The organism is Xanthomonas sp. DAR 34887 (assembly GCF_041245805.1).
GTDB classification, from domain to species: Bacteria; Pseudomonadota; Gammaproteobacteria; order Xanthomonadales; family Xanthomonadaceae; genus Xanthomonas_A; species Xanthomonas_A tesorieronis.
Genome location: NZ_CP162490.1, coordinates 5,102,471 through 5,122,703, shown reverse-complemented (window position 1 = coordinate 5,122,703; position 20,233 = coordinate 5,102,471). Strand labels below are relative to the sequence as shown.

The following is a 20,233-nucleotide window of genomic DNA, read 5'->3' as shown; positions in this document are numbered from 1 at the left end:
ATCATGGACCGATCCCGTACGCACCTCGCCTGGCGCCAGCGGCTGCTCGCCTCGGCCGCCACGTTCGCGCTGTTGCTGTGCACGCTGTTGCTGGGGTGCCCGGCGCCTGCGACGGCGCAGACCGCGCGCAAACCCTCCCCCTACGAATACCGGCAGGGCGGCAACGCCGCCGTGCAACCGACGAAGGGCCCGGACTATCTGCCGCGCATCGACAGCCGCGCGCAGTTCATGCAGCTCGCCCGGGTCTACAACGCCGGGACCGCGCTGGAGATGCCGCACCTGATCTTCGTGATCGACCGGCAGGACGCCGCACGCATCTACTACGTCAATACGCCGCGGCACGCGCTGCACGAGCAGTTCGTGCAATACCAGCGGCTGGTGCGCAGCATGGACAAGGCGACGCGCAACGCCCAGTACCGCGATCCGCAGCGGCGCTTCCTGTTCGGCACCATCAGCTGGCAGCAGGATCTGCCGGGCTACACCTACGAGTTCTGGGAGGGCGATCAGCTCACCGCGCCCTTGCTGCGGCAGACCGACGAGGTGGTGCGCGCCACCTTCCACGACCCGATCCGTTTCAAGACCAATTCCACCCAGCACGAGCAACTGGCCAGCGCCATGGGCCTGGCCTACGTCAGCCAGGAGGCGTTGCTGCGCGAGCAGCGGTTCCTGCCGTTGAACACGGGCCGCGCCGAGGGACGGCTGCGCATCGTGCGCTCGGAGGAGCAGTTGCGCACGCTGTCGCCGCGCGACATCCCGGTGCTGGACGAGGTGCCGATCGCCCTGGCGCCGGTCGCGGGGTTGGTGACGCAGCGCCCGTCCACGCTGCTGTCCCACGTCAACCTGCTGGCCAAGGGCTGGGGCATTCCCAATGTCTATGTGCGCGATGCCCAGGCCGCGCTGCGCCAGTACGACGGACGTTGGGTGGCGCTGGAGGTCACCCACAACGATTACCGGGTCACGCCCCTGGCGCGCCCGCCAAGGACGCCGTCGCCCGCCGCCCGCCCGGTGGCGCGCGACCTGCCGCGCCCGGATCTGAGCGTGGTCGCGCTCAAGCCGCTGGCGGCACTGCGCGCGCGCGACAGCAGCCATTGCGGGGTCAAGGCAGCGAACCTGGGCACGCTGAAGGCGGTGCTGCCGCCGGCCGCGCGCGTGCCGGACGGCTTCTGCATCCCGTTCTCGTACTACCAGGCGGCGATGCAGCGGCTGCAGGTTTCGCAGCGCCTGCAGGAGCTGCAGCGTCGCCCGGGGTTCGCGACCGATGCGAACGTGCGGCGCGAGGCGCTGGCGGCGCTGCGTGCCGAGATCGCCGATGCCGCGCCCGATCCGGCCGTCGTTCGTGCGCTGGAGGCGCAATGGCGCGATCAGCTGCATGGCGATGCGGTGTTCGTGCGCAGCTCGTCCAATTCCGAGGACCTGCCGGGCTTCAGCGGTGCCGGCCTGTACACCACCGTGCCCAACGTGACCCGCGCCGATGCCCTGGCCAAGGCGGTGCAGACGGTGTGGGCGTCGGTCTACAACTTCGAGGCCTACGAGGCGCGCACGGCCGCGGGGCTAAGCCAGGACGCGGTGGCCATGGCGGTGCTGGTGCAGCGTGCCGCGCCCTCGGACAGTTCGGGGGTGATGATCACCCGCGATCCGTTCGACGCCGCTCACCGCCACGTCACCTACATCTCGGCCAAGCGCGGACTCGGCATCCGCGTGGTGGAGGGCAAGCGCCAGGCCGAACAGGTGATGTATTCGAGCTGGTCCAAGGCGGTGCAGGTGCTGAGCCGCTCGGCCGAAGACACCCAGCTCGTCGCCAATGCCGGCGGCGGCGTCCGCGAAGTGCCCATCACCGGCTCGCGCCAGGTGCTGACCGATGCCTTGATCGCGCGGCTGGCCAGGGTCGGCGCCTCCACCAAGCAGGCGCTGGGCGGCGCGGACCAGGACATCGAATGGGCCGTGGTCGGCGACGAGGTGCTGATCCTGCAATCGCGGCCGTACGTGGACAGAAGCGTGCGGTAGCGGCGACGACGCGCCGTTGCCGGGCCGCCACGACACGCCGTTGCGGCCTTTTCCGCGATCGGGTTGCCCGGTCGCAGCCGGTGCGCCGCCGTAACCGGTAAAATGCCCGGGTGGATGTCTCCCATTTGCTCGATGATCTGAACCCCGCCCAGCGCGAGGCCGTCTCCGCCCCGTCCGGCCACTATCTGGTCCTGGCCGGCGCCGGGTCCGGCAAGACGCGCGTGCTCACCCACCGTATCGCCTGGCTCAACGAAGTCCACGGCGTGCCGGTGCACGGCATCTTTGCGGTCACCTTCACCAACAAGGCGGCCGGCGAGATGCGCCACCGCACCGACCTGCAACTGCGCAACGGCAGCCGCGGCATGTGGATCGGCACCTTCCATGGCCTGGCGCACCGCCTGCTGCGCCTGCACTGGCAGGACGCCAAGCTGCCGGAAAGCTTCCAGGTGCTCGATTCGGACGACCAGCTGCGCCTGGTCAAGCGCGTCGTGCAGCAGCTGGAGCTGGACGAGGGCAAGTTCCCGCCCAAGCAGATCGTGTGGTGGATCAACCAGCAGAAGGACGAGGGCCGGCGCGCGCAGCACATCCAGCCCGAGCCGCGCGACGAGTGGACCACCACCTTGCGCAGCGCCTACGCGCTGTACCAGGAGCGTTGCGACCGCGCGGGCCTGGTCGATTTCGCCGAGTTGCTGCTGCGCGCGCACGAACTGCTGCGCGACAACCCGGCCTTGCTGGCGCACTACCGCGGCCGCTTCAGCGAAATTCTGGTCGACGAGTTCCAGGACACCAATGCGATCCAGTACGCGTTCGTGCGCGTGCTCGCCGGCGACACCGGGCGCGTGTTCGTGGTCGGCGACGACGACCAGGCGATCTATGGCTGGCGCGGCGCCAAGGTCGAGAACGTGCAGCGCTTCCTGAAGGATTTCCCGAACGCGCAGACCATCCGCCTGGAGCAGAACTACCGCTCCAGCGCCAACATCCTCAACGCCGCCAACGCGGTGATCGCGCACAACCCGGACCGCATCGGCAAGCAGCTGTGGACCGATTCGGGCGATGGCGACCCGATCGACCTGTACGCGGCCTACAACGAGATCGACGAGGCGCGCTACGTGGTCGAGCGCGTGCGCCAGTGGGTGCGCGACGGCGGCAGCTACAGCGAGGCGGCGGTGCTCTACCGCAGCAACGCGCAGTCGCGCGCGTTCGAAGAATCGCTGATCGCCGAGCAGGTGCCGTACCGCGTCTACGGCGGCATGCGCTTCTTCGAGCGCGCCGAAATCAAGGACACCCTGGCCTACCTGCGCCTGGTCGCCAACCGCGCCGACGACGCGGCGTTCGAGCGCGCGGTGAACACGCCCACGCGCGGCATCGGCGACCGCACGCTGGACGAAGTGCGGCGCCTGGCGCGCGCGCAGTCGCTGTCGCTGTGGGCCGCGGCGCACCAAGCCGCGCAGCAGGGCGGCGATCTGGCCGCGCGGGCGCGCAATGCCTTGGCGCAGTTCCTGGGCCTGATCGAGCAGCTTTCCGCCGAAGTGGCAGGCCTGCCGCTGCCCGAACAGATCGACCAGGTGCTGGCGCGCTCGGCGCTGCGCGAGCACTGGAGCAAGGAAAGCCGCGGCGGGCTGGATTCGGAGTCGCGCACCGACAACCTCGACGAACTGGTCTCGGTGGCCTCGCGCTTCGTGCGCGCCGACGGCGACGAGGACGCCGACGAGGGCCGCCAGGCGATGACCGAACTGGTCGCGTTTCTGGCCTACGCCTCGCTGGAGGCCGGCGAAGGCCAGGCCCAGGCCGGCGAAGAAGGCGTGCAGCTGATGACGCTGCATTCGGCCAAGGGCCTGGAGTTCCCGCTGGTGTTCCTGGCCGGCATGGAGGATGGGCTGTTCCCCAGCGCGCGGTCGCTGGAGGAGAGCGGGCGGCTGGAGGAAGAGCGGCGCCTGGCCTACGTCGGCATCACCCGCGCGCGCCACAAGCTGGTGCTCAGCTACGCCGAGTCGCGGCGCATCCACGGCCAGGACAACTACAACGTGCCCTCGCGCTTCCTGCGCGAGATCCCGCGCGAGCTGCTGCACGAAGTGCGGCCGAAGGTGCAGGTATCGCGCAGCGCCTCGCTGGGCGCGCCGCGCAACCTCGGCCACAGCGCCATCGAGGCGCCGGCGATCAAGCTCGGCGCCAATGTGCAGCACCCCAAGTTCGGCGGCGGCGTGGTCATCGACTACGAAGGCAACGGCGCGCACGCGCGGGTGCAGGTGCAGTTCGACGAGGTCGGCGCGAAGTGGCTGGTGATGGCGTACGCGAACCTGACGGTGCTCTGACGGGGCTGCATCGCGCGACCGACACCGCGTAGCCGTTCGGCTCAGGAAGCAGTCGGGACGGACCTTGCTCCTACAGCGCCCCGGTGCGCTCGTCGCAAGCCCCTGTAGGAGCAGCTTCAGCCGCGACGAACGAAGCGATGCACCATCCGGCGTCGGAGCAGTCGGGACTGAAGTCCCTCCCACAGCGCTTCCAGCCGGTTCGCCACGAGATCCTTGTGGGAGCGACTTCAGTCGCGACGAACGGAGCCATCCAGCCTCATAGGCCGGACCGATCAGGCTTGAAGCCCAACCTGCAGCGTGCCGGCAAAGTCATCACAAGTACTCGTCGGCGCGACAGCATCAACGGCATTGGCGTCGGCTGCCCCGCGTCCTCCGGCTCACCACGGATGCGCACTCACTGCCCCGCAGGCGGTTGCCACAGCTCCACCTTGTTGCCTTCCGGATCGATGACCCAGGCGAATTTCCCGTACTCGGAATCGTCCACGCGATCGAGCACGTTGCAGCCTTCTTCGCGCAAGACCTCGACCAGCGCGAGCAGATCGTCCACCCGGTAATTGATCATGAAAGGCGCCGTGCTGGGCGCGAACTGATCGCCTTGCGCCGCGCCGATCGACCAGATGGTGCTGCCGGCGACCGGCGTGCCGGCAGCGTCGGTCCAGGGGAAGGCGGTGCCGCCCCAGTCCTGCACGTCGATGCCCAGGTGGCGCTTGTACCAGGCCTGCAACGCCGCCGCGTCGTGGGCCTTGAAGAAGATGCCGCCAATGCCAGTGACTCGCTTCATCGGACGCTCCGGGGGCAGGGGGTCGGGGGATGGTTCCGCGGACAGGTTGCAGCGTCAAGCCGCGCCACGGCACGGCATCCAGCGCGAGACGCGCCGGAGGAAGAGCGTTCACTCCCAGAAGCTGTACTTGCGCGCCAGCGCCAGTGGCTCGCCGCCGGCGAAATGGCCGGCCAGTTCCTTGAACCCCACGGTACCGACGAAGGTGGACGAGGGGCAGCCCGGCGTCGCGTGCGACGGCAGCGCGATGTGCACCTGGTCGGCGGTCATCGTCACCTGGCCGATCGCCGGCGGCCCGGCCTTGCCGTCGGCGCACTGCACGATCGCGTAGTAGTCCTGGCCCGCGCCCGTATCGCGATCGGCCTTGACGATGAAGATCTCATAGCCGTACAGCAGGCCGTCCTTGTCCAGTTCCAGGGTCGAGAACATCCCGGTCCGGCGCGGCTGGCAGCCGCTCAACGCCAGTGCCGCCAGTGCCAGCACGGCCATGCGTCGCACGCTCCTCGTCGGGGAAAGGGCGACGGTGCGATCGCGCCGCGTGCGTGCGCCGAACGCGGCGGCCGGCGCTGTCGTCTTCACGAACCGATCGAACATGGAACTTCCTTCTGGCGTCCGTTGCAATAAAGGAGCGCCGCGTTGAGGCGGACGCGCCATCGTCCGGCTTGCTCAGGCGTGCGGGTGAAAAGAGTGTCGATCATCACACAATTGGTGCGGGGTTTTCCACACTTTTGAACGGGGCGGCAACGGCGGCCCGGGCGCCATGGCGCCGTCGGCAGTACCGATCCTGCACGACGCTACGATCCTTCAGCGGCTGGCGATGGCGAGCATCTGTCGCGGAATGCGGGCGCGTTCGGTCGTGGCCGCGGATCGGCATGCCGCGAGTGGCGCTGGCGCAGTGGACGCTGGCCGTCTGCGACATGCATGGCGGCGCTGCGGCGACGCCGCGTGGCGATTGGGTCGATCCGGTCCGGCAGCGTCGGCACTGCGGCTGCCGGATAGGCTCCGGCAGCCGTTCTGGTTATCGCCGCGCGGCGATGACCTGGCTCAGGGTGTCCGGCGTGCCGTCCACCCGCACCAGGTGCGGGTACTGCAGGCCGTCGTGGTAGTTCACCTCCACGCTGCGCACGCCGCCCTGGAACTTCAGGGTCAGCACGATCGGCGCGGTGCCGCCCTTGGCCTCGGCGATGGCCTGCTTGAGCACCTCGCGCGTGTAGTCCTGGCCGTTGACCGCCAGCAGCGTGGCACCGGTGCTGACGCCGGCCTTGAACGCGGGGCCGTCCCACACCACGTCGTTGATGCTGGCGTCGTCGTTCATCACCAGGCCGATCGACCAGGCGAAGTTATAGCGGTGGCGCGCCGACTGGTGGCGGCTGTCGTACTGCTTCTCGAACGCGCTCGGTTGGTCGGTATAGGCCAGCTTCCAGCCGCTGGCCTGCAGCCCTTCCAGCAGCGGCGGGTTCACCGCATTCACGCGGGGCGCGAGAAAGCCGGCCCAGTCGAACGCGGCCACGCCATTCAGAGCGGCCACCACGTCGTCGAAGGTATAGGTCCTGACCGTGTGGCTGCCGTCGTCCACGCCGAAGAAGGCCTTGGCGAAATCGTCCAGCGACTTGCGGCCATGGCTGAGCGCGCGCAGCTTGGCGTCCACCGCCAGCCACAGCATCTGCCCGCCGCTGTAATAGTCTTCGCTCATCTGCCAGCTGCGGTACGGCAGCGGCGCGCGGTGCGCGGCGGTGGGATCGTTGGTGGTGTCCTCCAGCGAACGCCACTGGAAGCCTTCGCGGTTGCGGTCGTAGTTGGCCGCGGTCATCGCCAGCGCATCGCGGAACTGTTCCGGCGTCCACATCCCGGCGCGCGCCGTGAGCACGTAGCCCCAATACTGCGTCTGTCCCTCGTAGACCCACAGCAGCGAATCGCCCATCGGCACGTTGAAGCTGGGCGTCCACAGATCGGCCGGGCGCCGGAATTTGCCGTTCCACGAGTGCGTGTACTCGTGCGCCAGCAGATCGCGGTCGGGCGCGTTGTCGGCCCAGGCGCTGAAGTAGTCCGCCTCCAGCCCGTTCTCGCTGGACTGGTGGTGTTCCAGGCCGTTGCCGCCCAGCACGTCGGACAGCGAGAACAGGAAATCGTAGTGGTCGTAGTGGTGCGCGCCGAACAGCTTGAGCGCCTGCACGGCCAGGTTGCGGTGCGCCTGCAGCTGCGAGGGCGTGATTTCCAGCGACGCCGGCGTATCGGCGACGACGTCCAGATGCACCGGCGCGCCGCCCGGCGGGGTGAGATCCACGCGCTTGAAGTAGCGTCCGGCGTAGATCGGCGAATCGACCAGCGTCTCGAAGTCCACCGGCTTGAAGGTGGTGGTGGCGCCGGACTGGGTGGCGGTCTCCAGCGCCGTGCCGAACTGCCAGCCTGCCGGCAGGGTCACGCTGGGCACCACGCTGATGCCATGGGTGTAGTGGCCGGCGGGATACAGGGCCAGCTTGTTCCATTCCAGCTGCAGCATCCGGTCGGTCATCTCGAAGCCGTCGTCGCGCGGCGACAGGTACTGGAAGCTGGCCTCGATCGCGGACACGCCCTGCGGCACGTCCACATGGAAGCTGTAGACATCGAAGGTGTCGCGGCGCCACGCCAGCGGCGCGCCGTTGGCGGTGAGCGTCAGCCCGGCCAGCATCGCCACCGGCCCGCTCGGCGAATGGTCGCCGGGGATCCACTGCGGGTACTGCAACGTCAGCCGTCCGGCCGCGACCGGAATCGTCTCGCGCACCCGGTAGATGCCCTGGCGCACGTCGCCGGCGTCCACCTGCAGCGCGATGCGGCCCGGGTAGGGCGTGTCCTGCGGCGCCGGCACGTCGGGCGTGCGCACGATCTGCGCGCCGGCCGTCCCCGCGAATGCCAGGGAAGCACCCAGGGCCAGCGCCAGGGGCGCGCGGCGGGGAAGAAAAATGGCTGGGAGGGGCATGCGGACGCTCCGGTGGCGTGGAAGTGGGAAGGCGAGCGCGGGACGGTAGCACCTGCGGGGCATCGCCGGTGCGGCTGCCGACAGGTTGGCGAGGGGCGAACTCTTTCAACAGCAGTGGCTTCCGCCCTGGTCAGTCGATCGCGCCGGCATTCGGCTGCGGGCTTGCGGACAACACATTGAAATTACGGTTGTGCCGCGCGCAGGCCATCGCTTAGTGGCACGGGGCCGGCACGACCGTGCCATGCGGTGGCCGTGGCGTTACGCGCTGGCGGCTTGCGTCGCCGAACGCGTGGTCGCGGTGCAATGGCTGTCGCGTGCCATATCGCATCGCTACGCTGCCTGGACAGGAAGCCCGCCAATGCGACGAGGCATTGAACTCGGCAAAGGTCTACCGGGTGGGTCCGCCCTGGCCGGGATCGTTGACGCTGCGCGACAGCTCCTGCTGCTGCGCCAGTTGCCGCTCTTGGGCGATGGCGTGATTGGCCAGCTGCAGTTTCGCGTCCGATTGTTCGACCGGCGTCTGGATGGCCTGTTCGATCGACACATGCGCGCGCTTGTGCGCGGGATCATCCAGTGCGCCTTCCACGGCGAAGATATTGCCGGTCTTGCCCATCAACACATGATCGACGCGGCCCAGTGCGTTCTCCGCAAGCGACTGGTTGCCCGCGTTGGGGTAAGCCTCACGGTTGTCCTTGCACGCGGCCAGCAGGCTGCGGCTGACGCATTCGCTCATGGCGTCGTAGGGCTTGCCGATCCCTTCGTCGATCTTGCGCACGCCACCGCGGATCTGCTCCAGCATGGCATGGTCGGATGGGCTGGATCGTCCGGGCCGAACGCAGCGGCAGCAGGCGCGGCGGCGGTCGCCGGCACGTAGGTATGGTCCTGTGCAGGGCTGACGCTGCCATCCTGGGTGTGATCGAAATGATGCAGCGCCGGCGGCGTCTGGCTGCTGTCGTAGTAGGGCCGGGGCGTCTTGTTGCGGCCCAGGTCCAGTCCCTCGTTCTCGATCAGGTCTTCTCTCAATCGAAGCCCGGCCATGTCGATGGTGACCCTGGGCCTGGCGCCCTGGAACGTCACATTGGCCTGGTCCTCCGCCTGCACGATCTTTTCCACCGCCCACGTGCCGTAGTAGTTGGGGTAGTCGGCTGTGGGCTGGAGGTTGCCGGCATGGTCCTTGTGTTCGCCGATGCTGACGGGGCGCTGGCCGGGTTGTGGATAGTTCGGCGAGGGACGATCGAAGTAATGGTGGCCCATCGCGGCGATATTGCCCGGCGTCTGCGAGAGGGTGCCGTCCTGGTTGAACGAAAGGCCAGGCCTTGGATTTATCGCGCGTGTCGCGGTGTCTCTTTCGACAAAGTCCAGAACGCGATCGTTGCGGGTCTGATACATCGCGGCAAGGCCGGAATTCGGGTTGCTTTGCTTTTCCTTGCTCAACAACGCGTTCCACCCGGCAATCTCGGCCTTGGCTTCATCCTCTCTTCCAGCCTGGATGTAGGCGCGCAACTCGTCCGTATAGTCGTGAATCGGTGCTCTAACCCGGGCTTGCGCAGCGATGTCGCGCAAGAAGTCGGCCGTCGCCTGGGTCTTTGCCGGATGATTGAAGCTGTGCTGAATTTCATGCCCCAGCACGAAGGTCATGTCCGTGTCGTTGAATCTGCCTTGAGGATTGCTGGCAGACCGCGTTTGCAATCCCAGCGGCGGCAGATTCATCGACCTGTTGTCGCCATCATAAGTGCCGCCCGCAGTGGTGCCAGGTCCGACAAATCCAAAGCTCTCGATCGGGGCGCGTTGCTCCCCCGGTGCAATCGCCGTCGCCTTCTTTATTTCATCGGCCAAGACGGGTGAGCCGTTGATGGTGGACTGCAAATTGTCGAGCATGTCCTGGGTAACAGGATGATTGTTTCGTGCGGCGCCCTGGTACGTGCTGTGACCGAATTCGACCAACATCTGTTGGACTTGCAGCGTCGCCTTCAAGTCGCTGCTCGCTGCCGTTGCAGAGGGTTGGAAGCTTGCAGCCGGCAGCGTCACTACGCCACTCTGGATGTCGTAGCTACCCGCCAGGTTCGGTACCGTACCGTTCGCGCCTTGAAGGGCGAAGCCACGCAAGTGGCCTGCCTGCGCCTGTTGATCGAATTGCCGCAACAAGGTGGCATCGGCGGTGATTGCCGAGCGCAGCTGTGCGACCTGGTCAGCGCTGACGCCTTGTTGGCTGGCGAACTGTGCGATCGCGGCTTCGAGTTGTGGGCTGGAGTTTGCCACTGGCTGCTCCTGTCTCGGCTAGTTCAAGGTACCGATCGATTTCACGCACATCCGTCCCGGCGAGCCTGCGACCAGATTCTGGGGGATGATCGACAGATCGATGTCGCCCCCGGTTCCGTCCTCCGCGAATTTCGTGTAACGCCAGCTTTGCAGCTGCCCGATCTCGCCGTAGACCGGAGAGACGACGAATCCCATTTCCTGCAACGCCTTGTCGTAGTGATCGAAGTCGAGCGCGCAAACCGCACTCATCTCTGAAAACTCATCTTTTTCATGTTCGAAAGACAGGCTGACGCCCTTTTTGAGCGACGCCGACTCGGGGACGAAGTCAAGGGAATAACTCCAGCCGCTCCCTAGTGGCTGGACATAGAAATAGGACTCAAGGCTTTCCTTGGGATAGGAAACGTGCTTCAGGGTGAGGCCGACGATCTCCTGGACGCGCTCAAGGCTCAAATCGTCCCGCGATTTCAATCCCTTCAGCAGCGTCAAGAACCGCATGCCGATTTCCTCGGCACTGAGCGCGGGATTGTTGGTTTGCGGCGCTTCGGATGTGGACATGGGGGCTACTCCATTCGCGGGCATCACTGACTTCTTTGGAGTTTGCGCGCAGGCGCAGACCGCCGTTGCGCAGAGGAAGGCGCTCAGGAGCGAAGACGTTCGTGGTAGCCGCATTGGCGCGTTCCTTGCTGCTGACACGGAAAAGTGTGTCACCTTCGTGTACCGGCAGCGTTAAATTTCCGCAGTGGGCTGGGCTTGATTGACCGCCGATGCGACCCGCTGCGCCGGGCGCTGCATGGCGCGCCCTCCATCGAGCACCGGATCACCTCCGCCGATGCGATGATGTGCCCTCTCCAATGCCTGGGAGGGCAGGATGCGTAGCGAGAAAGACAAGATGCTGGCCGGCGAGCCGTATCGCCCCGGCGATGCGCAGTTGCAGGCCGACCAGGCCGCGGCCAAGGCGTGGATGGTGCGCTACAACGCGGCGTTGGCCGAACCCCCGGCGACGCGGCGCGCGTTGCTGGCCGAGCAGTTGGGCGCGGTCGGACGCGGGGCGGTGGTGCGGCCGCCGTTCCATTGCGACTACGGCTACAACGTCTTCCTCGGCGAGGACGTGTTCCTCAACTTCAATTGCGTGATCCTGGACGTCTGCAAGATCAGCATCGGCGACGGCACGCAGATCGGGCCGGCGGTGCAGCTGTATGCGGCCGACCATCCGCGCGATGCGGCGCAGCGTGCGGCCGGGCTGGAATTCGGCCGGCCGCTGACGATCGGCCGCAATGTGTGGATCGGTGGCGGGGCGATCGTGCTGCCCGGGGTGACGATCGGCGACGATGCGGTGATCGGCGCAGGCAGCGTGGTCACCCGCGACGTGCCTGCCGGCGCGCGCGTGGCCGGCAATCCGGCACGCGCGCTGGCGCCGCGATCGCCCGGAAATTGATCCGGGTCAAGGCGCGGCGTCCGCGCCGGGTGTCCAATGCTGCCCATGCCGCTGCGAGCGGCGCTACCGGAGCACGCAGATGTACCAGCGCATTCTGATCGCGATCGATGGTTCCGAGTTGTCCGCCAAGGGGCTGCAGCAGGGCCTGGCGCTGGCTGCCAGGCTTGGTGCGGAAGTGGATGTGGTCACCGTGTCCGAGCCCTGGGCGATGGGCATGTACGACGCGATGGGTTGGAGCGTGGGCTACGAGGCCACGCCCGAATACCGGCAGGATCGGGAAGAAGGCGCGCAGAAGATCCTGGCGCCGGCGCTGGCCGCCGCCGAGGCCACCGGCGTGATCGCGCACGGCTGCCATGTACTCGATCGCTATGCGGCCGAGGGCATCATCGACATCGCCACCGCGCACCGCTGCGATCTGATCGTGATGACCTCGCACGGCCGCCGCGGCATGAGCCGGGTATTGCTCGGCAGCCAGACCGCCGAGGTGCTGGCGCGCAGCCAGGTGCCGGTGCTGGTGATTCGCTGAGGCACGGTTCCAGGGCGACGCGCCCTGTAGGAGCGGCTTCAGCCGCGACAGGCTCGCGCTGGGGAAAGATTCTGTCGCGGCTGAAGCCGCTCCTACAGGGGAAGCGCGGCGCGCTACTGCGCCGTCGCCGGCTCGGCCGGCGCGTACACCGGCGCATCGTCCACCATCGAGGTGCGGCACAGTTCGCGGATGATCCGCCACATCGGGATGTAGGGGCCGCGACGCTCTTCCTTGGGTTGGCACGGCGCCGCGCGGCACGCCTTGCGCCATTGCGCCGGCGACATGCCGAAGCGGGCCTGGAACGCGCGCTGGAACTGCCGTTCCGAGGCGAAGCCCATTTCGTACAACAACCAGGTCAGGCTGCATTGCGGGTGCAGCTGCAGGTAGCGGTGCGCGGTGCGCAGGCGCTGCTCGCGGATGTAGCTGGCTACGCCGCCGCGCGCCTGGAACAGCCGGTACAAGCTGGCGCGCGACAGCGGAAACGCCGCCAGCAACATGTCCCCGCCCAGGTCCGGTTCGCCGATGTTCTCTTCGATGTAGGCCAGCAGGTCGATCAGCAGCGGCTCGCCGGCGTCGGCGAGGTGCGCGCGCACCTGCATGCGCGCCGGTACGGTGATGGTGCGGGACGTGGTCATCTGCGGCGGTCGCGGCCCACCCCTGGGCCTGTCATCGGTACAACCGGCAGAAGCGCGACAAACCCATCATCGATTTCACGTTTTGTGCACGGGCGTAGACATGGCCCTGACTGAGACGAAATGTCGGGTGGTCCCGCAGGGCCATTCCTAGACTCGCCGCATCGCTGAAAAGCGCCGTGCAGGGGATGCGCCGGGGGATCGGCGCGACGCACGGCACGCGATGCCCGGTGTGCGGCGATCTGCCCGCGTGCCGACGGCGCAAGGGGAACGTGGAGGCGAAACGGCGGCGAGCGCGCGATGGGGGAGCGCCGCCGGCGTTTCGCGTCGGCGTCCCGGGGATCCACCGGCGGCAGAGGCGCGGCCGTCCTGCCCGGCATCGCCGGCAGGCCGGGTCGAAAAGCTCAATCGGAGACGAGGCAATGGCAAACAGTCAGAAGTTCATCGCGCGCAATCGGGCGCCACGGGTACAGATCGAGTACGACGTGGAGGTCTACGGCGCGCAGAAAAAAGTGCAGATCCCGTTCGTGATGGGAGTGATGTCGGACCTGTCCGGCGCCAATGCCGGCGAGCTGCCGTCGCTGGAGGAACGCAAGGCGCTGGAGATCGACGTGGACAACTTCGACAGCCGCCTGCAGTCGATGCGCCCGCGCGCCACCTTCAAGGTGCCCAACACGCTCACCGGCGAAGGCGAACTGGCGGTGGACATCACCTTCGAGAGCATGGACGACTTCTCGCCGGCGGCGGTCGCGCGCAAGGTCGAGCCGCTGGCCAAGTTGCTGGAGGCACGCACCCAGCTGGCCAATCTGGACACCTACATGGACGGCAAGGCCGGCGCCGAGAACCTGATCGCGCAGGCGCTGCGCGATCCGGCCCTGCTGCAGTCGCTGGTGTCGGCGGCCAAGCCTGCCGATCCGAAGGAGGGCTGAGCCATGGCGAGCGAACAACTGGCCGAAGCCGGCAGCGCCACACAGGTTCTGGAAGCGGGCGATTTCGCCGCGCTGCTGAACCGCGAATTCAAGCCCAAGAGCGAGCGCGCCAAGGAGGAAGTGGAGTCGGCGGTGCGCACGCTGGCCGAGCAGGTGCTCAGCCGCAGCGATGTGGTCAGCGAGGACGTGTCGCAGACGATCAAGGCCTACATCGCCGAGATCGACCGCAAGCTCAGCGAGCAGCTCAACCACATCCTGCATCACGCCGACATGCAGCAGCTGGAAGGCGCCTGGCGCGGCCTGCACTACCTGGTCAACAACACCGAGAGCGACCAGCAGCTGAAGATCCGCGTGCTCAACATCTCCAAGAAGGAGTTGGGCAAGGTGCTCAAGCGCTACAAGGGCACCGCCTGGGACCAGAGCCCGATCTTCAAGAAGGTCTACGAGCAGGAATACGGCCAGCTCGGCGGCGAGCCGTACGGCTGCCTGGTCGGCGACTACTACTTCGACAACAGCCCGCCGGACGTGGAGCTGCTCAACGGCATCGCGCAGGTCGCCGCCGCCGCGCATGCGCCGTTCATCTCCGCGGCCGCGCCCAAGCTGATGGGCATGGACAACTGGAACGAGCTGTCCAATCCGCGCGACCTGGCCAAGATCTTCTCCACGCCGGACTACGCCGCATGGCGTTCGCTGCGCGAGTCGGAGGATTCCAAGTACATCGGCCTGGCGATGCCGCGCACGCTGTCGCGGCTGCCGTATGGGGCCAACACCAATCCGGTGGAAGAGTTCGATTTCGAGGAAGAGACCACCGGCGCCGATTCGGCCAAGTACACCTGGCAGAACGCGGCCTATGCGATGGCGGTGAACATCAACCGTTCGTTCAAGCAGTACGGCTGGTGTTCGCGGATCCGCGGCATCGAGTCCGGCGGCGCGGTCGAAGGCCTGCCCACGCATACCTTCCCCACCGACGACGGCGGCGTGGACATGAAGTGCCCGACCGAGGTGGCGATCACCGACCGCCGCTCGGCCGAGCTGGACAAGATGGGACTGATGCCGCTGGTGCACCGCAAGAACTCGGACATGGCCGCGTTCATCAGCGCGCAGTCCTTGAACAAGCCCGACGAGTACGACGATCCGGACGCCACCGCCAATGCCGCATTGGGCGCGCGCCTGCCGTACATGTTCGCCTGCTGCCGCTTCGCGCATTACCTGAAGTGCATCGTGCGCGACAAGATCGGCTCGTTCAGCGATCGCGAGCAGATGCAGGTGTGGCTGACCCGCTGGATCACCCAGTACATCGACGGCGATCCGTCCAACTCCAGCGAAGACACCAAGGCGCGCAAGCCGCTGGCCGCGGCCGAGGTGGTGGTGGAGGAAGTGGAGGGCGCGCCCGGCTACTACACCTCCAAGTTCTTCCTGAAACCGCATTACCAGCTGGAAGGGCTGACCGTGTCGCTGCGACTGGTGTCGCGGCTGCCGTCGGCCGCCAAGGCCTGACCCGGCGCCCTCGTGCCACGGCGTCGGCGCGCAGGCGATGCGCGCCGCACGCCGCCCCATCGTTGTCCGTTTTCCACTAGAGGAGCAGTTCCATGGCGTTCGACATGCATATCAAGTTCGGCAGCGGCAAGGTCAAGATCGAAGGCGCGTCCAACCACAAGAAGCACAAGGGCGAGGTGCCGATCCTGGCCTGGTCGTGGGGCGCGAGCAATTCCGGCGACCTGCACACCGGTGGCGGTTCGGCCAGCGGCGGCAAGGCGCACATCCAGGACATCTCCATCACCAAGTATGTCGACGGCTGCTCCAACGCGTTGCTGGATGCGGTGTGCACCGGCGCGCGCGTGGAGAATGCGTGGCTGTACGTGACCAACGCCACCGGCGAACAGACCGACTTCCTGACCCTGGAGTTGAGCGAAGGCGTGCTGGTCACCTCGCTGTCCACCGGCGGTTCGGGCGGCGAGGATCGTCTCACCGAGAACGTGACCCTGCACTTCGGCAAGTTCAAGTACAGCTTCCAGCCGCAGGACGACAAGGGCACGGCGCAGGGCGGGGCGAAGGAATTCACCTACGACATCCAGGGCGTGGCCAAGGCCTGATCGCGGCGGCGGCCGCGGCCGCCACGCACCCGGCGCCGTCGCTGCGACGGCGCCGCACCATTCCCTTCGTACGGACAGCCCATGGACACCACTCCCGAACTGCTGCTGCGTCACGGGCGTCCGGACGAAGCGCTGCAACTGCTGACCCAACGCGTGCGCCAGCATCCGGCCGATGCGCGCCAGCGCGTGTTCCTGTTCCAGCTGCTGGCCGTGCTCGGCCAGTGGGACCGCGCCCGCGCCCAGCTCGACGCGTGCCGCGAACTCGACGCGGACAACGCCGCGCTCGCTGCCACCTATGCGATCACCGTGCAGGCCGAACGCCAGCGCGCGGCAGTCTTCGCCTGGCAGGCCCTGCCGACTGTGCTCGGCGCGCCCGAACCGTGGCTGGCGCTGCTGTTGCAGGCGCTGCGGCTGTCGGCCGAAGGCGCCAACGCGCAGGCCGCGGAGTTGCGCGCGCAGGCATTCGCGCAGGCGCCGGCCAGCGCCGGCGAACTCGACGACACGCGCTTCGCGTGGATCGCCGACGCCGATCCGCGCTTCGGCCCGTGCCTGGAGCTGGTGGTCAACGGCGGCTACGCCTGGGTGCCGTTCGCAAACATCCAGGCTTTGCGCTTCGAAGCGCCGACCGACCTGCGCGACATGCTGTGGGCGCCGGTGGCGGTGACCTGGCGCAACGGCGGCGAGGCGTTCGGTTTCGTGCCGGTGCGCTACCCCGGCACCGAGCGCAGCGACGACGGCCAACTGCTGCTTTCGCGGCGCACCGACTGGAGCGGCAGCGACGGCGACGTCGGCCTGGGCCAGCGCGTGTGGGCCACCGACGCCGGCGAGCACGCCTTGCTCGACGTGCGCCAGATCCTGTTCGATCCGGCCTGAGCGCAGCGCTGCAATGGCCGAACTCACCACCCAGGAACGCCTGCAGCCCTCGCTGCTGGACCGGCTCAGCGACGACGAACCGCTGCGCCAGGAGGAGAGCCGCGACAAGCGGGTGATCTCCGCCGCGCGCCTGCGCGAGTGCGTGATGCGCGACCTTTCGTGGCTGCTGAATTGTGTGAACCTGGCCACCGACCAGCCGTTGGATGCGTATCCGGACGTGCGCCGTTCGGTGCTGAACTTCGGCATCCCCGACCTGGCCGGCGTGGCCATGTCCGGCATCGACGCGGCGGCACTGCAGCTGCGTCTGCGCGAGGCGATCCTGGCGTTCGAGCCGCGGCTGATCGCCGACACCTTGCGCGTCACCGTGCAGGCCGACGCGCGGCGCATGGACCGGCGCTCGCTGGTGTTCTTCATCGAATCGGAGATGTGGGCGCAGCCGCTGCCGCTGAACCTGTACCTGAAGACCGAGCTGGACCTGGAGACCGGCCGCCTGGACGTCAGCGAGGGCTACGCCTGATGGACCCGCGCCTGCTCGGCTACTACAACCGCGAACTGCAGCACGTGCGCGAGATGGGCGGCGAGTTCGCCCGCGAGTTTCCGAAGATCGCCGGGCGCCTGGGCTTGGAAGGCTTCGAATGCGCCGATCCGTACGTGGAGCGGCTGCTGGAAGGCTTCGCGTTCATGGCCGCGCGCGTGCAGCTCAAGCTCGATGCGCAGTATCCGGTGTTCACCCAGCACCTGTTGCAGATGGTGTATCCGCACTACCTGACGCCGATGCCGTCGATGGCGGTGGTGCAGTTGCAGCCGGAGCTGAAGGAAAGCGCGCTGGCCGCGGGCTACACCGTGCCGCGCCACACCGCGCTGCGCAGCCTGATCGCAGGCGGCGAGCGCACCGCCTGCGAATACCGCACCGCGCATGCGCTCACGCTATGGCCGCTGGCGCTGCGCGAGGCCAAGTACCTGGACACGCCGGCGGCGATCGCCGCGGCCGGGATCGGCCTGCCGCCGGCGCAGGCCGCCGCCAAGCCGGTGCGCGCCGCACTGCGTCTGCGTTTCGAAACGCTGGCCGGGGTGCAGGCGAACATGCTGGCGCTGGACGCGCTGCCGCTGTTCCTGGCCGGCGCCGACGATCTGCCCACGCGCCTGTACGAACAACTGCTCGGGCATGCCGCCGGTTTCGTGGTGCGCGGCCAGGATGCGGCCGGCGCGACGCTGGAGCTGCAGCGCGGCCGCAACGAGCTGCGTGCGCGCGGCTTCGCCGACGACGAGGCGCTGGTACCGTACGACGGCCGCGCGTTCAGTGGCTACCGCTTGCTGCAGGAATACTTCGCCTGCCCGCAGCGCTTCCTGTTCGCGGAACTGGGCGGACTGCGCGCGGCGCTGCGCCGGCTGCACGGCAGCAGTTTCGAGATCGTGGTGCTGCTGGAGCGCAGCGTGCCCAGCCTGGCGCAGGCGGTGAGCGCGGACAACTTCCGCCTGTTCTGCACGCCGGCGATCAATCTGTTTCCGCGCCGCGCCGATCGTCTGCACCTGGCATCGGGCAAGACCGAATACCACGTGCTCGCCGACCGCACCCGGCCGATGGATTTCGAGATCCACAGCCTGGGCGAGGTCGAAGGCTTCGGCGACCGCCAGGAACCGGAGCAACGCTTCCTGCCGTTCTATGGCGGCGACGCGCAGACCTGGCATGCGCGCCACGGCGCGTTCTACACCCTGCGCCGCGAACCGCGCCTGCTGTCGGCGCGGCAGCGCCGCCAGGGCGCGCGCTCCAGCTATGTCGGCAGCGAGGTCTACGTCAGCCTGGTCGATGCCGACGACGGCGCCTACGCCACCTCCTTGCGCCAGCTCGGCCTGCAGCTGCTGTGCAGCAACCGCGACCTGCCGCTGCACATGCCGGTAGGCAAGGGCGCCACCGATTTCACCATGGACGCCGGCGCGCCGGTGCACAGCGTGCGCTGCGTGGCCGGGCCGACCAAGCCGCGCCCGGCGCTGAGCGACGGCGCCACCGCGTGGCGCCTGCTCAGCCACCTGCAGTTGAACTACCTGTCGCTGTTCGAAGACGGCCAGGATGGCGCCGCGGCGCTGCGCGAGATGCTCACGCTCTACTGCGATCCGTTCGACGCCGCGGCGCTGCGCCAGATCGAGGGCATCAAGCAGGTGCGCGCGCAGCCGATCGTGCGCCGCATCCCGGCGCCGGGCCCGATCACGTTCGGCCGCGGCCTGGAGATCACCCTGACCTGCGAGGACAGCGCCTTCGAAGGCAGCGGCGCGTTCCTGCTCGGCGCGGTGCTGCAGCACTTCTTCGCCCGCTACGTGTCGGTCAATTCCTTCACCGAGACCGTGTTGCGCACCAGCGAGCGCAACGAGATCGCGCGCTGGCCGGCGCAGCTCGGCAAACGGGCGCTGCTGTGAGCGCCGCCGATCTGGCCGCCTTGGAGCTGGCGCTGCGCGAGCGGCCGCAGGACTTCGAGTTCTTCGCCGCGCTGCGCGCGCTGGAACGCGCGCATCCGCACCAGCCGCGGCTGGGCCGCTCCACACGCCCGGCCGACGATCCGGTGCGGCTGCGGCATACGCCGTCGCTGGCGTTCGCGCCACGCTCGATCGACCGCTACGTGGCCGCCACCGGTGCGCAGCCGGGCAAGCTGTACGGACTGTTCCTGGGCCTGTTCGGGCCGAACGCGCCGCTGCCGCTGCACCTCACCGAATACGCCATCGAGCGCCAGGCACAGGCCAAGGATCCGACCCTGGCCGCGTTCGCCGATCTGTTCCACCACCGCATGCTGAGCCTGTTCTACCGCGCCTGGGCCGATGCGCAGCCGACCGTGCAGGCCGACCGCCCGCATGAGGACCGCTTTCGCGGCTACCTGGATGCGCTGGCCGGCATCGCCTCGCCGCATCTGCGCGGGCGCGATGCCTTGCCCGACGATGCGCGCCGCCATTTCGCCGGACGCCTGCTGCCGGTGGCGCGCAACGCCGAAGGCCTGCGCGGCCTGCTCGAACAGCTGTTCGCGGTGCCGGTGCAGGTGTGCGAGTTCGTCGCCGAATGGATGCGCCTGCCCGACGATGCGAGGTTGCGGCTGGGCGCCTCGCCCGAGGTCGCCTCGCTAGGCCACAGCACCGTGCTCGGCGCGCATGCGCGCGGCGCGCAGCAGCGGTTCCGGCTGCGCGTGGGCCCACTCTCGCGCAGCGCCTTCCAGCGCTTCCTGCCCGGCGGCGAGGCCTTGCGCCAGCTGGCCGCGGCGGTACGCAGCTACGTCGGCGACGAAAAAGGCTGGGATCTGCAACTGCTGCTGCAGTCCGACCAGGTGCCGGCGACCACGCTGGCGCGCGGCGGGCGCCTGGGCCTGGACACCTGGCTCGGCCAGCGCAGCTGGGACATCGCCGACGCCGACGACGTGGTGCTGCGGCCGTCCGGCTGAGCGCCGCTTTCCGTTTT

Annotated in this window: 15 protein-coding genes and 2 pseudogenes; 11 read left to right on the top strand and 6 right to left on the bottom strand. The window is 68.1% G+C overall.

What is annotated here, in order from left to right; genetic code table 11:
* Positions 1-3: 3 nt before the first annotated feature.
* Positions 4-2,004 carry a PEP/pyruvate-binding domain-containing protein gene (locus AB3X08_RS21775; RefSeq protein ID WP_369935116.1) on the top strand — a complete coding sequence of 667 codons (2,001 nt, stop codon included), beginning with the start codon at positions 4-6 and terminating at the stop codon, positions 2,002-2,004.
* Positions 2,005-2,114: 110 nt separating this feature from the next.
* On the top strand, positions 2,115-4,316 hold the full coding sequence (uvrD, locus tag AB3X08_RS21770) for a DNA helicase II (protein WP_369935114.1): 2,202 nt from the start codon (positions 2,115-2,117) through the stop codon (positions 4,314-4,316).
* Positions 4,317-4,710: 394 nt separating this feature from the next.
* Here uvrD and AB3X08_RS21765 read toward each other — a convergent pair whose 3' ends face one another.
* The 5 genes and pseudogenes from AB3X08_RS21765 to AB3X08_RS21745 form a co-directional block, all read right to left on the bottom strand.
* A complete protein-coding gene (locus AB3X08_RS21765; protein WP_369935112.1) occupies positions 4,711-5,097 on the bottom strand; it encodes a VOC family protein in 387 nt (128 codons plus the stop codon).
* A 108-nt stretch (positions 5,098-5,205) separates the two neighbouring features.
* Positions 5,206-5,688: a hypothetical protein gene (locus AB3X08_RS21760; protein WP_369935111.1), complete on the bottom strand. Its 483-nt coding sequence runs from the start codon at positions 5,686-5,688 to the stop codon at positions 5,206-5,208.
* Between the two features lie 424 nt (positions 5,689-6,112).
* Complete coding sequence (locus AB3X08_RS21755; RefSeq protein ID WP_369935110.1) at positions 6,113-8,050, bottom strand: M61 family metallopeptidase; 1,938 nt, start codon at positions 8,048-8,050, stop codon at positions 6,113-6,115.
* Between the two features lie 388 nt (positions 8,051-8,438).
* A pseudogene (locus tag AB3X08_RS21750) lies at positions 8,439-10,309 on the bottom strand (XVIPCD domain-containing protein).
* A gap of 18 nt (positions 10,310-10,327) precedes the next feature.
* Positions 10,328-10,864 carry a hypothetical protein gene (locus AB3X08_RS21745; protein WP_369935108.1) on the bottom strand — a complete coding sequence of 179 codons (537 nt, stop codon included), beginning with the start codon at positions 10,862-10,864 and terminating at the stop codon, positions 10,328-10,330.
* Between the two features lie 313 nt (positions 10,865-11,177).
* Between AB3X08_RS21745 and AB3X08_RS21740 the strand changes: the two genes are divergently transcribed.
* Both AB3X08_RS21740 and AB3X08_RS21735 read left to right on the top strand, forming a co-directional pair.
* Positions 11,178-11,744 carry a maltose acetyltransferase domain-containing protein gene (locus AB3X08_RS21740; RefSeq protein WP_369935107.1) on the top strand — a complete coding sequence of 189 codons (567 nt, stop codon included), beginning with the start codon at positions 11,178-11,180 and terminating at the stop codon, positions 11,742-11,744.
* A gap of 79 nt (positions 11,745-11,823) precedes the next feature.
* Complete coding sequence (locus AB3X08_RS21735) at positions 11,824-12,270, top strand: universal stress protein (protein ID WP_369935105.1); 447 nt, start codon at positions 11,824-11,826, stop codon at positions 12,268-12,270.
* A 122-nt stretch (positions 12,271-12,392) separates the two neighbouring features.
* Here the strand turns inward: AB3X08_RS21735 and AB3X08_RS21730 are convergent.
* Positions 12,393-12,905 (bottom strand): annotated as a pseudogene (locus tag AB3X08_RS21730) (helix-turn-helix domain-containing protein); the annotation flags it as partial.
* A gap of 419 nt (positions 12,906-13,324) precedes the next feature.
* Between AB3X08_RS21730 and tssB the strand changes: the two are divergent.
* The 7 genes from tssB (at position 13,325) to tssG (ending at position 20,216) form a co-directional block, all read left to right on the top strand.
* Positions 13,325-13,831, top strand: coding sequence for a type VI secretion system contractile sheath small subunit (tssB, locus tag AB3X08_RS21725; protein WP_145704028.1), 507 nt, complete (start codon positions 13,325-13,327; stop codon positions 13,829-13,831).
* Positions 13,832-13,834: 3 nt separating this feature from the next.
* On the top strand, positions 13,835-15,328 hold the full coding sequence (tssC, locus tag AB3X08_RS21720; protein ID WP_369935104.1) for a type VI secretion system contractile sheath large subunit: 1,494 nt from the start codon (positions 13,835-13,837) through the stop codon (positions 15,326-15,328).
* A gap of 92 nt (positions 15,329-15,420) precedes the next feature.
* Positions 15,421-15,924 carry an Hcp family type VI secretion system effector gene (locus tag AB3X08_RS21715; RefSeq protein WP_184414202.1) on the top strand — a complete coding sequence of 168 codons (504 nt, stop codon included), beginning with the start codon at positions 15,421-15,423 and terminating at the stop codon, positions 15,922-15,924.
* An 81-nt stretch (positions 15,925-16,005) separates the two neighbouring features.
* Entirely contained in the window at positions 16,006-16,797 is a 792-nt protein-coding gene (locus tag AB3X08_RS21710; protein WP_369935103.1) for a type VI secretion system accessory protein TagJ, read from the top strand.
* A gap of 13 nt (positions 16,798-16,810) precedes the next feature.
* Entirely contained in the window at positions 16,811-17,314 is a 504-nt protein-coding gene (tssE, locus tag AB3X08_RS21705) for a type VI secretion system baseplate subunit TssE (protein ID WP_369935101.1), read from the top strand.
* Positions 17,314-19,209: a type VI secretion system baseplate subunit TssF gene (gene tssF, locus AB3X08_RS21700; protein WP_369935099.1), complete on the top strand. Its 1,896-nt coding sequence runs from the start codon at positions 17,314-17,316 to the stop codon at positions 19,207-19,209. Before tssE ends, tssF begins: the two co-directional genes overlap by 1 nt.
* Entirely contained in the window at positions 19,173-20,216 is a 1,044-nt protein-coding gene (gene tssG, locus AB3X08_RS21695) for a type VI secretion system baseplate subunit TssG (RefSeq protein WP_369938608.1), read from the top strand. Before tssF ends, tssG begins: the two co-directional genes overlap by 37 nt.
* The last annotated feature ends 17 nt before the right edge of the window (positions 20,217-20,233 follow it).